Here is a 13,452-nt window from a genome sequence, read left to right on the forward strand (position 1 = left end):
TTTGCAAAAATGGTGCGGTGCCTGGCATTACTCTATCCTGCGCATTGGATACCATTGGACGAGCAGGGGTGATTGCTCCGACCCCAATGCAGTAAAAGCCTTTCTCAGCCTTTGGGAAGTGCGGTTCCAACGGCGGTGAACAAGCCCGACAGCTTGGTTCCGAGCGTCGTCACGGCGCCGATAATGACCACCGCGATCAGCGCCGCGATCAGGCCATACTCGAGCGCGGTGACGGCTCGGCGGTCGACCTTCAGTTCCAGCCACGTCTTGACGTATTCGATCATGGTGAGCCCCCTCGACAATGTTCCCGGCCTGCGGGGCGTGCCCGGTTTGCCGTTCCGCCACGCTGGCAGAACGCTCGATATACGGAGACGCGGTAAAAAAATCGTTAACGAAACGATAGGGGTCGTGCCGCGGGTTTGCAAGCGGGTTCCGCACCATGTAGTCGTTTCTGTAGAGGATCGTCCCTGGTAACCGCGCGCGGGTCGGCGCTGTCGCTTATTCTGGACCTATCGCCTGCGTGCCCGTGGTGGGCCGCCGACGATGTGGCCGATCGGGGTCAGGAACGCGACATGGTCGCAGACGATCTTGAAGACCGCGAGCATCGGCACGCTCAGGAAGGCGCCGGGGATGCCCCACAGCCAGTCCCAGAACATGAGCGATCCCATGACCAGAACCGGGTTGAGGGTGAAGCGGCGGGCCAGCAGCAGCGGCGTGATGGTCTCGCCCTCAAGCAGGTGGATGCCGAGATAGATGGCGGGCGGCACCGTCGCCTGGAGCACCGAGCTGAAGCTGAACAGGCCGACGAAGAAGTAGATCAGCACGCCGGTCAGTGGGCCGAGGATCGGGATGTAGTTGAGCAGGAACGCGAGCACGCCCCAGAGCAGCGGGTTGGGCACGCCGAGCGCCCAGCACTGGATGAAGTTCAGGCTGCCCACAGCCAGGTTCATGCCGGTGATGGTGGCGAGATAGAGCGAGACGTTGTGCTCGATCTCGGTGGTGATCTGCACCGCGCGGCGCTTGTCCGCCCAGGTCGGCATGATCTCGATGATCCGGCGCAGCAGGCTGTCCCCCTCATAGAGCAGAAAGAACAGCATCAGCAGCATGGTGAAGATCTGGCCCAGGAAGGCGCGGGTGCCGATCAGCAGCGACGAGCCGACGCTGGCGAGACCGCCGCCGGCCTGCTGCACCTGCACGAATTGGTGGCCAGGTCCGCCGGCAGCGCTATTGCTCTGGTCCATGAGCGCCTGGAATTTGGCCATGCCGTCGCGCAGTGCGCGGATCGGGCCGTGTAGGAAGGCGAGTTTCGCCTGCAAGGCGGGCAGGCTCTGCGGTGCCTTGCTGATCCAGCCGGTGGCCGGCACGGAGATGGCCGCACCGATGCCCCCGACGACGCCGAACAACAGCAGGATCAAGGCGAGGGCCGCGAGTGGCTTGGGGATGCGCAGCCGGTGGTGCAGGAAGCGCATGGGGCCGCTGAGCAGCAGGTTGAGGACGCCCGCGAGGACGAAGGGCAGCACCAGGTCCGAGGCGAAATACAGCGTATAGAAGGTGGCGAGAACGCTCAGCAGCAGCAGGCAGCCGGACAAGATCGAGAGTGCGCGGGAGTCGCGCGCCTCGGCCACGTCGGCGCGCACTTCGGTCTGGGCGCGGGCCTGCTCGTCGCGTGGGCGGGCTGCATCGTCTGCCTGCTGGTCCAACATTACCTGGGGTCCTGCGCCGTCGTTCCTGGTGCAATAGCGTCATAACGCAAATTCGGCGCTGCCGGAGGCCTGTTCTAATCGGCCGGAGCCTGCGGCAGCCTTACGACGAAGCGTGCGCCGCACACGCCGCCCTGTGCGTCGAGCCGGTTCTCGGCGGTGATCCGGCCGCGCAGGGCCTCGACGATCTGCCGGCTGATCGACAGGCCCAGCCCGGAATGCTGACCGAAATGCTCGCCCGCGGGACGCTCGGAATAGAAGCGGTCGAAGATGCTGTCGAGCTTGCCCTGCGGAATGCCGGGCCCCTGGTCGCCGACCGCGATCTCGACCCAGCTATCGGTGGCCGAGACCTCCAGGGTGATGATGCCGTGTGCGGGAGAGAAGCTGACCGCGTTGCCGATCAGGTTGCGCAGGACCTGGACCAGCCGATCCTCGATGGCCAGGACCACCAGAGGCTGTGACGCCGCCTTGACCTCCAGCACCGGTCCGTCCGGCTTGCGGGTCGCCTGGTGGATTTCGGCCAGCACCGAGAGGATCGGCGTCAGTTCCACCGGCTCGCTGCGGGCGCGCGACAGCTCGGCGTCGATCCGGCTGGCGTCGGAGATGTCGGTGATCAGCCGGTCCAGCCGGCGCACGTCCTCGCCGATGATGGCAAGCAGGCGGCGCTGCTGGTTGAGGTCCTCGATGCGCAGCAGGGTCTCGATCGCCGAGCGGATCGACGACAGCGGGTTCTTGATCTCGTGGCTGACGTCGGCGGCGAACCGTTCGATGGCGTCCATACGGGTCCACAGCGCGCGCGCACTTTCGTCGAGGGCCAGGGCCAGCTCGCCGATCTCGTCGCGCCTGCGGCAGAGGCGCGCCGGCACGCTGCCGCTGCGGCCGATGCCCTCGCGCATGACGTGTGCCGAGGCCGCCAGACGCAGCAGCGGCCGGGCGATGGTCAGTGACAAGTACCACGACAGCAGCACGGTGAGTGCCAGGGCAATCAGGAACAACATCAGGATCGAGGAGCGGACCTCGAACAGCGAGCGGTCGACGTCGCGCGCCTCGCGGGTGAGCTGGATGATGCCGACGGTATGGCCGTCATGCTCCACCGGCTCGGCCACCGTGACCAGCAGCCTGCGGTCGGCGGTGCGGCGGATGAAGGGCGGGGTTTCGGAACTGTCCTGGTCGCCCAGGTGCAGTTGCTGGCGCACGTCCGGCTGGTCGTCGGGATTGGCGTTGGCACCCAGGGTTGCGACCGGAAGCCGTGTCTCCGGCAGTATGCTGAGCAGCCGGTCATAGGCATGTTCTAGCCGGTCGAGCAGGCCGGAGCCGGCGACCAACAGCGGCGGCCCCGCATTTTGGCCATCAGCAGCGCCGGCATTGTCGCCGGCACTGATCTGATCGGCGCGGCTGTCGGCGATCAGTTGGCCGTCGGGTGCGAACAAGCGTGCCTGCGAACTCGGGCTCGGCTCGGTCAGGCGCAGCAGCAGCGGCCGCGCGAGGTCGGGTGCCAGCACCAGATCGGGCGCGCTCCCCTGGTGGGGCGGGCGGGCACGGCCGTGTGTGTGGGGCGCGCCGCGCGCTCCCGCGGCAGGTGGCGCCGGCGCCACGGCGCTCTGGCCCAGCGCGCCGGCATAGATGCGGGCCTGTTCGCGCAGCGCGCTGACCTCGGCTTCCAGCAGGCTGTTCTGGAATTCGTTCAAATAGAGCAGGGTGGCGACCAGCAGGCCAAGGGGGAGCGCGTTGACCAGCAGGATGCGTCGCATCATCGGCGACACCCAACGCGCCCGCGGCCGTGTCGCCGGCTTGCGTGCGGCGACGGCCACGGGCGCCAGAGCCGACGGCATCACTCCTCCTTGTAGCGGTAGCCGATGCCGTAGAGCGTCTCGATCTGGTTGAAGCTGTCGTCGATCTGGCGGAACTTCTTGCGCACCCGCTTGATGTGGCTGTCGATGGTGCGGTCGTCGACATAGATGTTCTCGCCGTAGGCCGCGTCGATCAGCTGGTCGCGCGACTTCACCAGCCCGGGCCGGGTCGCGAGCGCCTTGACCAGCAGGAACTCGGTGACGGTGAGCTGGATGTCGGCGTCACGCCAGAGGCATCGATGGCGGGTCTCGTCGAGCGACAACGCGCCGCGGGTCATGGTGTCCTGTGGTGTCGCACCCGAGGCCTCGGCGCGGTTCGCCTCGTTGCGTCGAAGCAGGGTGCGTATGCGCTCCAGCAGTAGGCGCTGGGAGAACGGCTTGGTGATGTAGTCGTCGGCCCCCAGACGCAGGCCCATCAGCTGGTCGACCTCCTCGTCCTTGCTGGTCAGGAAGATCACCGGCAACTGCGAGCGGCTGCGCAGGCGCTGCAGCAGTTCCATGCCGTCCATGCGTGGCATCTTGATGTCGAGCACGGCGAGATCGACCGGCTTGCTGCTGATGCCGGCGAGCGCGCTCTCGCCGTCGGTATAGGTGCGGACCTGGAATCCCTCGGCTACCAGGGTCATCGAGACCGAGGTGAGGATGTTACGATCGTCGTCGACCAGCGCGATCGTGTGCTTCATGGCGTCCAAGCTGATCTCTCCACGGCTTTGGGGACGAGGCAACCGAGACGATGCCATAAAAGCCGCGGGAAGGATGCAGGGGACCGTTTACCGCTTGTCCATCTTTGAGCCGTAACCTACTTCACCGCGATGACCAACGACGACCCCAATCCCATGTCAGAGCAGCAGAACGTCCAAGGCTCGGAAGCAGAGCCGGAGGCGCCTGACAATGTTATCGAGGCGGCTACCCAGGAGACCGTCATGCAGGCGGCGGCCGGGCGTATCCGCGAGCTTGAGGCAGCGCTCGAGGAGATGCGCGACCGCTGGGTGCGGGCCGAGGCGGAGACCCAGAATGTCCGCACCCGGGCCCGGCGCGAGGCCGACGATGCCCGCCAGTATGCGGTGCAGAAGTTCGCCCGCGACGTCGTTGAGGCCGCCGAGAACCTGCGACGCGGCATCGCCAGCTTGCCGCCGCCGACCGACGACGACAGTCCCGTCCTGGTCAAGTTGCGCGAAGGCTTCGAGAGCGTCGAGCGGTCGTTCCTGGGCGTGCTGGAACGCAACGGCATCACCGGTGCCGATCCGACGGGCGCCGTGTTCGACGCCAACCTGCACCAGGCGATGGCCGAACAGCCGAGTGCCGAGCATCCGCCCGGCACCGTAATCCAGGCCTGGACCTCTGCCTGGACGCTGAACGGGCGCCTGCTCAAGCCGGCGATGGTGGTTGTCGCCAAAGCCGCTCCAGCGGCCGCGGACGCGCTGGACAGGACCGTGTAAGTTCTGCCTGGTTTTTGTGCATGAATGTCGTGTGGGCCCGGCTAGGGCCTTGTGAGTCGGCTCGGGTCTCAATACATCCCTTGGCGTTGCCTATCCATTGGGTCGTTTCCGGTGCTTCGGGTCGGACGCGACTGCTGACAAGGAGAGTTTCTGTATGAGCAAGGTTATCGGCATCGATCTCGGCACCACCAACTCGTGCGTGTCGATCCGCGAGGGTGACGACAACCGGGTGATCGAGAACAGCGAGGGTGCCCGCACCACGCCGTCCATGGTCGCCTTCACGGAGAACGGCGAGCGTCTGGTCGGCCAGTCCGCCAAGCGCCAGGCCGTCACCAACCCGACCAACACACTCTATGCGATCAAGCGGCTGATCGGGCGGCGCTTTGAGGATCCGACGGTCGAGAAGGACCGTGGCCTGGTGCCGTATGCCATCGTCAAGGGCGAGAATGGCGACGCCTGGGTCGAGGCGCGTGCGCAAAAATATGCGCCCAGCCAGATCAGCGCCTTCATTCTCGGCAAGATGAAGGAGACCGCCGAGACCTATCTGGGCGAGTCGGTCAGCCAGGCGGTGATCACGGTGCCGGCCTACTTCAATGACGCCCAGCGTCAGGCCACCAAGGATGCCGGCCGCATCGCCGGGCTTGAGGTGCTGCGCATCATCAACGAGCCGACGGCGGCGGCGCTCGCCTACGGGATGGAAAAGAAGAACGGCGGCACGATCGCGGTTTATGATCTCGGCGGCGGCACGTTCGACGTCTCCGTTCTCGAGATCAGCGACGGCGTCATCGAGGTGAAGTCGACCAACGGCGATACCTTCCTCGGCGGCGAGGATTTTGACGCGCGCGTCATCGACTACCTGGCCGACGAGTTCAAGCGCGAGCAGGGCATCAACCTGCGCAGCGACAAGCTGGCGCTGCAGCGGCTCAAGGAGGCCGCCGAGAAGGCCAAGATCGAACTCTCCTCGTCGAAGGAGACCGAGATTAATCTGCCGTTCATCACCGCCGACGCCACCGGGCCGAAGCATCTGGTGCTCAAGCTGAGCCGGGCCAAGCTCGAAAGCCTGGTCGACGATCTTGTCCAGCGTACCCTCGGCCCGTGCCGCGCGGCGCTGAAGGATGCGTCGATCTCGGCTGGCGAGATCGAGGAGGTGATCCTGGTTGGCGGCATGACCCGCATGCCCAAGGTCATCGAGACGGTGAAGCAGTTCTTCGGCCGGGAGCCCGCCCGCAATGTCAATCCCGACGAGGTTGTGGCGATTGGTGCCGCCGTGCAGGGTGCGGTGCTCAAGGGCGACGTCAAGGACGTGTTGCTGCTGGATGTTACGCCACTTTCGCTCGGCATCGAGACTCTGGGTGGCGTGTTCACCCGGCTGATCGACCGCAACACCACGATCCCGACCAAGAAGAGCCAGACCTTCTCGACAGCCGAGGACAACCAGGGTGCGGTGACCATCAAGGTCAGCCAGGGCGAGCGCGAGATGGCGGCCGACAACAAGATGCTCGGCCAGTTCGACCTGATGGGCATTCCGCCGGCGCCGCGCGGCGTGCCGCAGATCGAGGTGACGTTCGATATCGACGCGAACGGCATCGTCTCTGTCTCGGCCAAGGACAAGGCGTCGGGCAAGGAGCAGCAGATACGCATCCAGGCGTCCGGCGGTCTGTCGGACAAGGATATCGAGCGCATGGTGCGCGAGGCGGAGGCGAACGCCGAAGCCGATCGTGCCAAGCGCGAGACGGTCGAGGCGCGCAACCAGGCCGAGGGTCTGGTGCATCAGGTCGAGAAGACCCTGTCCGAGAACGAGGGTAAGGTGGCACCCGCCGATAAGAGCGAGGCGGAGGCCGCGGTCACTGCTACCCGGACCGCGATCGGCGGCAGCGATGTCGCGGCGATCAAGAGCGCCTCGGAGCGACTTGGTCAGATCGCGATGAAGATTGGCGAGGCGATGTACAAGGCGGAGGCCGCTAATCCGGCTGCTGCTGCTGGTGCGCCCGGCGCCTCGGCTGGACCGGGCGACGAGAAGGTCGTCGACGCCGACTTCGAGGATGTCGACGACAAGAAGAAGTCCGCCTGAACCTGGACTGATCGTGGTTGAGGCGCCAGTCCTCTATGGAGGGCGGCGCCTCGCTGCATGAGCGCTCATGATGCGATTGGGAGGCCGCCAGGCCGCGAGTATCCCTCGACGAGGAACAGATGGCGAAGCAGGATTATTACGCGACCCTGGAGGTCGCCCGTGATGCCCCGGCGGAGGCGCTGAAAAAGGCGTATCGCAAGCTCGCCATGAAGTTCCACCCGGACCGCAACCCGGGCGACAAGGCCGCGGAAGGCAAGTTCAAGGAGCTCAACGAGGCCTACGACGTCCTTAAGGACGACCAGAAGCGCGCGGCCTACGATCGATTTGGCCATGCTGCTTTCGAGGGCGGCGGCGGCGCACCTGGCGGCTTTGACTTCGGCGGCGGCGGCGGCCTTGGCGACATCTTCGATCAGGTGTTCGGCGACATGATGGGTGGCCGCCGTGGCGGCGGGCGGCAGCGCTCGGGCTCGGATGTGCGCGCGCAGGTGGAACTCAGCCTGGTCGAGGCGTTCACCGGCGCAAAGGTACCGTTGCGCGTGCCCAGCCGGGTGCAGTGCGAAGCCTGCGCGGGGTCGGGTTCTGAAAGCCGCGACCGCGCGGCCGAAACCTGCCCCACCTGCCAAGGTGCAGGAAAGGTGCGGGCGCAGCAGGGATTCTTCCTGGTAGAGCGAGCATGTCCGACCTGCGGCGGCGCCGGGCGGGTGGTGCGTAATCCGTGTAAGGTCTGCCACGGTGCCGGCACGGTGCAGCGCGAGCGCAGCCTCAATGTGCAGGTGCCGGCTGGTGTCGAGGACGGCACCCGGATCCGGCTTGCCGGAGAGGGCGAGGCGGGTGGTGCGGGGGTGCCACCGGGCGATTTATACGTGCATGTCGGCGTCCGTGCGCACGACATCTTCCAGCGCGATGGTGCCAATATCTATTGCCGCGTGCCGATGCGGATGAGCCAGGCGGCACTCGGCGCCGAGGTCGAGGTGCCGGTCATCGACGGCTCGCGCACGCGCGTCAAAATTCCCCCAGGCACCCAGACCGGCGAGCAGTTCCGGCTTCGCGGCAAGGGCTTTTCCGTGCTGCGTTCCGCGGCGCGTGGCGACATGTATATACAGGTCGCGGTGGAGACCCCGCAGCATCTCTCCAGACGTCAGCGTGAGCTGATGGAGGAGTTCGAGGCCGAGGCGGACAGCCACGCCAAGGGCAGTCCCGAGAGCGAGGGCTTCTTTGGCAAGGTGCGGGACTTCTTCGACGGCAAGGTCTAATCCTCTGTGGCTTGGGTGTCACGGCTCACCGGTAGTATCTTCGTGACTGCGCATGGCATCTTGACTGTGTTCTTGAAACCACGTCCGGGCCAAGATAGTTAACGTGATGTTCGCGGTGGCGTCCCCCCCCCCACCCGCGCTGCGGACAGAGACAGGCGGCGCGATCACCCCGGTCGCGCCGCCGCTCTACCTTCCCGGTTCCTGACTGATGCGAATCGGCATCCTCGGCATCCATGGTCGTGTCGGTCGCCTTCTGATCGGGGAGGTCCGCGCCTTTGGCGCCGACCTGGTCGGCGGTGTCGCAAGATCCAGGCACGGCGACGAACTTGGCGTGCCACTGTTTGCTGATCTGCGGACACTGGCCTCCCAGGTTGAGGTGGTGATCGACTTCACCCGGCCGGAGGCGACTGCATCCCACGCCGCGACTCTTGGCGAGACCGGGACCGCCTGGGTGCTCGGCACGACCGGCTTGGCAGCGACGGCGCAGGACGCGGTGACATGGGCCAGCAACCGCATCGCGATCGTGCAGGCGGCCAATTTCTCGCCCGGCGTGGCTGTTGTGCTCGATCTGGCGCGACGGCTGGCCGCAAGCCTGCCGGCGTCGGACTATGACGTCGGGATTTTCGAGATGCATCACCGTGGCAAGCGCGATGCTCCGTCTGGCACGGCACTGGCCATCGACGCCGCGGTTCGCGCCGGCCGCCCCTCTGCGGAAATGGGTGCCCTCGGCCATGCGTCGTTGCGCGGTGGCCAGATCGTCGGCGAGCATACGCTGCTGTTCACCGCGGCAAGCGAGCAGATCAGCCTGACCCATCGTGCCTTCGACCGGCGTGTGTTCGCGACCGGCGCAGTGCGGGCGGCACTTTGGACAGCCGGGCGGCCGCCGGGGCTGTATGGCATGCAGGACGTGCTGCGCCCCGACTGAATCAGAGTAGCGACTGCACCAGTCCGGCCTGCCACTCCAGGAACCGCTCCAGCAGCGGCCGCTCGCGCCAATGACGCAGGTCGATCGTTCTGGACTGGCTGACGTCGAAGGCGAACAACGTCTCCATGCGGGCGCCGAACCCGCGGTCGATGATGACGGCGTCGATCTCGTTGTTCCAGACGACGCTGCGCCAATCCAGGTTCGACGAGCCGATCGCCGACCAAGCGCCATCGACGACGGCAGTCTTGGCGTGCAGGACCCGGTGCAGACGCTCGTGGATTTTCACACCCGCCTTCAGCAGCGTCTCGTAATGCGAGCGTCCGGCTTCCAGCGCCTCGTCACTGGTGCTTTGGCTCGGCACCACGATCTGCACGTCGACGCCGCGGCGCGCCGCCGCCGCCAGCGCCCGCGCCAGCTCCGGGGTCGGTGCGAAGAAGCCGGTGGTCAGATGCACCGAGTGTCGCGACAGGCCGATCACCGATAGCAATGTGCGGTAGATCAGCGGGTGGTGACTGACCGGCGCGCCGTCGATCGCCTGCACCAGCATATCGCCCCGGGGCATGCTCTGGGGCGTGGTCGACGATTGCGGTGGCGGCGGCAGCGGCGCTCCGTGCTGGGCGTGCCAGGTCTCCATGAAATAATGTTCGAACTGACCGACCACGGGGCCAGTGATGGCAACGTCAGTGTCGCGCCAGGCCGCCTGGGCGACCGGCGTGCCGGCCAGCTGGGGCCGGTTCTCATAGACCTGACTGATATTGACGCCGCCGGTGATTGCGATGCCGCCGTCAACGCAGAGCAGCTTGCGGTGGTCGCGACGGTTCAGGTGGATCCCGACACGGTCGTTCGGGGTCAGCGGGTTGAACTCCAGCACCCGCACGCCGGCCTGCTTGAGCCGGTCGAACATCGACGCCGGGGTGCCGAGCGCGCCCCAGGCGTCGTAGATCAGATTGACCTCGACCCCGCGCGCGCGTGCCGCCAGAAGCAGGTCGGAGAAGCGGGCGCCGGCTTGGCGGTCATACTCGTAGCTCTCCATGTCGATCCGCCTGCGCGCGCCGTCGATCGCGCGGGACAGGGCGGCGAACGCGGCCGGGCCGTTGACCAGCAGCTGGGCGTTGTTACCCGGGATGAAGGGCTTGTGCGCCAGGCGCTCGCCCTGCTCGCGCATCAAGGCCAGCGCGCGTGCAGGGTCGGCGCGGGCAGCGGCCAGCAGGTCCGCGTCGGCGCCCGGGCGGGGTGCACTGACGCAGCCGGCGAGCAGGCCCAACATCGTCAGGGTCAACAGGAAGCGTGCGGCCAATCTCGACATCGTTACGAGTATGACATAAGATAGCCGTGCAGGTCAGGGCAATCCTTGACCAGATCGGCACTTTCCGTCACATGGACAGCCCGCGATACGAAGGATCATCATGCGCGACAAGGGCGATTTCCTGTTCACCTCGGAATCCGTTTCCGAAGGCCATCCGGACAAGGTGGCGGACCGGATCAGCGACACCGTTCTTGATTCGTATCTGCGTGCCGATCCGCAGGCGCGGGTTGCCTGCGAGACGCTCGTCACCACCAATCGCATCGTTCTTGCCGGCGAAGTGCGTGGCGCCGACAGCGTCACTGGCGAAGACCTCGAACATGCGGTGCGCGACGCGGTGCGTGACATCGGCTACGATCAGAAGGGCTTTTCCTGGCGGGCGGCCGAGTTCCACAACTACCTGCACGCACAGTCCGCCGACATTGCGGTCGGCGTCGACAGCGCCGGCAACAAGGACGAGGGCGCCGGCGACCAGGGGATCATGTTCGGCTTCGCCACCAGCGAGACGCCGACCTTGATGCCGGCGCCGCTGCACTACGCGCATGGCATCCTGCATCGGATCAATCAGTATCGCAAGGCGCACGATCCGCGTGGGCGCGGCCTGCTGCCGGACGCCAAGAGCCAGGTCACGCTGCGCTATGTCGATGGCAAGCCGGTGGGTGCGACCAGTGTCGTGATCTCCACCCAGCACGAAGAGACGATGACCCAGCCGATGATCCGCGCCACGCTGGACGCGATCGTGCGTGAGGTGCTGCCGGAGGGATGGATGTGCCCGGCGGACGGGTTCTATGTCAATCCGACCGGTATTTTTGTTATCGGCGGTCCGGACGGCGATGCCGGCCTGACCGGGCGCAAGATCATTGTCGACACCTATGGCGGCGCTGCCCCGCATGGCGGCGGCGCGTTCAGCGGCAAGGATCCGACCAAGGTCGACCGCTCCGCGGCCTATGCCTGCCGCTACCTCGCCAAGAACATCGTGGCCAGCGGCCTCGCCGAGCGCTGCACGCTGCAGATTTCGTATGCGATCGGCGTGTCGCATCCGTTGTCGGTCTATGTGGACCTGCATGGCAGTGGCCGCGACATCGACGAGGCGCGGCTGGAGCGGGTGCTGCGCGAGGTGATGGATCTTACGCCGCGCGGTATTCGCAACCATCTGCGGCTAAATCGTCCGATCTATGCGCAAAGCTCGGCTTACGGCCATTTCGGCCGCACCCCGGATCCAGCCCTCGACGACTTCACCTGGGAACAGACCGACCTCGCGGACACGCTGCGCGGCGCCTTCAACCGCTGAGCGAGCGATCAAACCGCCGCCGTCGCGTCTTTACGGCCGCCAGCGCAGCCATCCGCTGCGCGGCCGCCAGCAGCGCCTGCTTGACCTGACGCTGCCCCGGCTGCGCTTCGATATCGGGTGCGCGGCAGCACCCGCGACCTGCTTTGACCGTGCGCCCGAACAGCTCTGGCTGGAGGTGGGTTTCGGCGGTGGCGAGCACAGCCTGGCGCAGCACGCGGCCAACCCCGAGGTCGGGCTGATCGCCTGCGAGGTGTTCGAGAACGGGCTGTGTTCGCTGTTGACCCGGCTGGTGGCCGACGGCGCGGAAGCGGAGGGCACGCTGCCCGACATGCTGCGGATCTGGGACGACGACGCCCGCCTGCTGTTGCAGGCCTTGCCGGATGGCTGCCTGGACCGGCTGTTTTTGTTGTTTCCCGATCCTTGGCCGAAATCGCGCCATGCCAAGCGACGGTTCGTGCATCCGCAGACGATTGGCGTCCTGGCGGGCAAGCTGCGTCCGGGCGCGGAATGGCGCGTCGCCAGCGACGATCCGACGTACCAGGGTTGGGTCGACACAGTGATGGCGGCACAGCACGCCTTCAGCGCGGCACCGCCTGCAACCAGGCGGCCGCGGGACTGGCCGCCGACGCGCTACGAAGCCAAGGCCATCGCGGCAGGGCGCCAGCCGCTCTATTGGAGCTTCATCCGTAGCTGACGCCGGTGAGCTGTTCCGACAGGGCCCATAGCCGCGCCGCCAGCACCGGGTCCGAGGCCTGCGATGAAATCCGCGAGGGGCCTGGCGCGCCGCGTGTCTCGTTGGGGCCGGTCGGTCCGTAATACTGGCCTCCCTTGGCGTCCGGCGCCATCGCCGCATACAGCGACGGCAGGGCGCCGTCGCGTGCGGACTGCGCCAGCAGGTTGAAGCCGCGCATCATCACTTGTTCCCTGATCCGGGGTGCCCCGCCACCGGGGCCGTTGGCGATGATGTCGGTGCGTGCCCAGCCCGGATGGGCGGCGATGCTGCGCAGGGCCCAGCCATGCTGCACGGCGCGACGTTGCAATTCGATGGCAAAAATCAGCATGGCGAGCTTGCTGCGCCCATAGGCCTGCATCGGCTTGTAAGTGCGCTCGGACTGCAGGTCGTCGACGTCGAGCGTCGCCCGGCGATGCGCCAGGCTTGCCAAAGCGACCACGCGACCGCCGCCCGGGGCCGCGCATAGCCGGTCCTTCAGGCGGCCGGTGAGGGCGAAGTGGCCGAGATAGTTGACGCCGATCTGTCGCTCGAAGCTGTCCGTGGTGAGCTCGCGCGTGGCCATGCCCATGACCCCGGCATTGTTGACCAGGATGTCGACTGGCCCCGCTATGTCAGCGGCGAACGCGGCCACGGAGTTCAGGCTGCCGAGATCGAGTGCCGCGAAGCGGACCTGTGCGGCCGGCAACGCGCGCTGCAGGCGTGCGATTGCGGACTGTCCCTTGGCGGGATTGCGTCCGGCGAGGATTGTGGTAGCGCCACGTCGCGCCAGGCCGAGTGCCGTCTCGTAGCCGAGGCCACCGGTCGCTCCGGTGACGATGGCGAGCCGTCCTTCGAGGCTCGGCGCGTCGCCGAGGGTCCAGCCCTCCCTGATCGACCAGTTAGCCATG

Annotated in this window: 12 protein-coding genes; 6 read left to right on the plus strand and 6 right to left on the minus strand. The window is 66.6% G+C overall.

Going from position 1 to position 13,452, the window contains the following annotated elements:
* Nucleotides 1–104: 104 nt before the first annotated feature.
* From ACQY4K_RS11990 to ACQY4K_RS12005, 4 genes are all read right to left on the minus strand, one after another.
* Nucleotides 105–284: a Flp family type IVb pilin gene (locus ACQY4K_RS11990; protein ID WP_428390439.1), complete on the minus strand. Its 180-nt coding sequence runs from the start codon at nt 282–284 to the stop codon at nt 105–107.
* A gap of 225 nt (nt 285–509) precedes the next feature.
* A complete protein-coding gene (locus ACQY4K_RS11995) occupies nt 510–1,703 on the minus strand; it encodes an AI-2E family transporter (protein WP_428390440.1) in 1,194 nt (397 codons plus the stop codon).
* Between the two features lie 74 nt (nt 1,704–1,777).
* Complete coding sequence (locus ACQY4K_RS12000; RefSeq protein WP_428390441.1) at nt 1,778–3,532, minus strand: stimulus-sensing domain-containing protein; 1,755 nt, start codon at nt 3,530–3,532, stop codon at nt 1,778–1,780.
* A complete protein-coding gene (locus ACQY4K_RS12005) occupies nt 3,532–4,233 on the minus strand; it encodes a response regulator transcription factor (RefSeq protein ID WP_428396093.1) in 702 nt (233 codons plus the stop codon). Before ACQY4K_RS12005 ends, ACQY4K_RS12000 begins: the two co-directional genes overlap by 1 nt.
* Before the next feature lie 129 nt (nt 4,234–4,362).
* On the opposite strand from ACQY4K_RS12005, the gene ACQY4K_RS12010 reads away from it, so the two are divergent.
* The 4 genes from ACQY4K_RS12010 to dapB all read left to right on the plus strand — a co-directional run bounded on the left by ACQY4K_RS12010 (nt 4,363) and on the right by dapB (nt 9,238).
* Nucleotides 4,363–4,989, plus strand: coding sequence for a nucleotide exchange factor GrpE (locus ACQY4K_RS12010; RefSeq protein WP_428390442.1), 627 nt, complete (start codon nt 4,363–4,365; stop codon nt 4,987–4,989).
* A gap of 154 nt (nt 4,990–5,143) precedes the next feature.
* Nucleotides 5,144–7,060, plus strand: a complete 1,917-nt coding sequence (gene dnaK / locus ACQY4K_RS12015; protein ID WP_428390443.1) for a molecular chaperone DnaK — start codon at nt 5,144–5,146, stop codon at nt 7,058–7,060.
* A gap of 119 nt (nt 7,061–7,179) precedes the next feature.
* Nucleotides 7,180–8,313, plus strand: coding sequence for a molecular chaperone DnaJ (gene dnaJ, locus ACQY4K_RS12020; RefSeq protein WP_428390444.1), 1,134 nt, complete (start codon nt 7,180–7,182; stop codon nt 8,311–8,313).
* Between the two features lie 208 nt (nt 8,314–8,521).
* Entirely contained in the window at nt 8,522–9,238 is a 717-nt protein-coding gene (dapB, locus tag ACQY4K_RS12025; protein WP_428390445.1) for a 4-hydroxy-tetrahydrodipicolinate reductase, read from the plus strand.
* Nucleotide 9,239: 1 nt separating this feature from the next.
* Here dapB and ACQY4K_RS12030 read toward each other — a convergent pair whose 3' ends face one another.
* Nucleotides 9,240–10,544, minus strand: a complete 1,305-nt coding sequence (locus ACQY4K_RS12030; RefSeq protein ID WP_428390446.1) for a phospholipase D-like domain-containing protein — start codon at nt 10,542–10,544, stop codon at nt 9,240–9,242.
* Nucleotides 10,545–10,644: 100 nt separating this feature from the next.
* Between ACQY4K_RS12030 and metK the strand changes: the two genes are divergently transcribed.
* Together metK and trmB are read left to right on the plus strand one after the other, a co-directional pair.
* Nucleotides 10,645–11,832, plus strand: a complete 1,188-nt coding sequence (gene metK, locus ACQY4K_RS12035) for a methionine adenosyltransferase (RefSeq protein WP_428390447.1) — start codon at nt 10,645–10,647, stop codon at nt 11,830–11,832.
* Between the two features lie 7 nt (nt 11,833–11,839).
* Nucleotides 11,840–12,526: a tRNA (guanine(46)-N(7))-methyltransferase TrmB gene (gene trmB / locus ACQY4K_RS12040; RefSeq protein ID WP_428396095.1), complete on the plus strand. Its 687-nt coding sequence runs from the start codon at nt 11,840–11,842 to the stop codon at nt 12,524–12,526.
* On the opposite strand, the gene ACQY4K_RS12045 is transcribed toward trmB, so the two are convergent.
* Nucleotides 12,513–13,451 carry an oxidoreductase gene (locus ACQY4K_RS12045; protein WP_428390448.1) on the minus strand — a complete coding sequence of 313 codons (939 nt, stop codon included), beginning with the start codon at nt 13,449–13,451 and terminating at the stop codon, nt 12,513–12,515. The two genes, trmB and ACQY4K_RS12045, sit on opposite strands and share 14 nt — an antisense overlap.
* Between the last annotated feature and the right edge of the window lies 1 nt (nt 13,452).

Source organism: Lichenicoccus sp. (genome assembly GCF_965276875.1).
Taxonomy (GTDB): Bacteria; Pseudomonadota; Alphaproteobacteria; order Acetobacterales; family Acetobacteraceae; genus Lichenicoccus.

Bases quoted from the DNA above. Each gene is read 5' to 3' on its own strand.
- ACQY4K_RS11990 (WP_428390439.1), bottom strand. From the start codon at position 284: ATGATCGAATACGTCAAGACGTGGCTGGAACTGAAGGTCGACCGCCGA.
- dnaK (WP_428390443.1), top strand. From the start codon at position 5,144: ATGAGCAAGGTTATCGGCATCGATCTCGGCACCACCAACTCGTGCGTG.
- dapB (WP_428390445.1), top strand. From the start codon at position 8,522: ATGCGAATCGGCATCCTCGGCATCCATGGTCGTGTCGGTCGCCTTCTG.
- ACQY4K_RS12010 (WP_428390442.1), top strand. From the start codon at position 4,363: ATGACCAACGACGACCCCAATCCCATGTCAGAGCAGCAGAACGTCCAA.
- dnaJ (WP_428390444.1), top strand. From the start codon at position 7,180: ATGGCGAAGCAGGATTATTACGCGACCCTGGAGGTCGCCCGTGATGCC.
- ACQY4K_RS12045 (WP_428390448.1), bottom strand. From the start codon at position 13,451: ATGGCTAACTGGTCGATCAGGGAGGGCTGGACCCTCGGCGACGCGCCG.
- ACQY4K_RS12030 (WP_428390446.1), bottom strand. From the start codon at position 10,544: ATGTCGAGATTGGCCGCACGCTTCCTGTTGACCCTGACGATGTTGGGC.
- ACQY4K_RS12000 (WP_428390441.1), bottom strand. From the start codon at position 3,532: ATGCCGTCGGCTCTGGCGCCCGTGGCCGTCGCCGCACGCAAGCCGGCG.
- ACQY4K_RS12005 (WP_428396093.1), bottom strand. From the start codon at position 4,233: ATGAAGCACACGATCGCGCTGGTCGACGACGATCGTAACATCCTCACC.
- metK (WP_428390447.1), top strand. From the start codon at position 10,645: ATGCGCGACAAGGGCGATTTCCTGTTCACCTCGGAATCCGTTTCCGAA.
- ACQY4K_RS11995 (WP_428390440.1), bottom strand. From the start codon at position 1,703: ATGTTGGACCAGCAGGCAGACGATGCAGCCCGCCCACGCGACGAGCAG.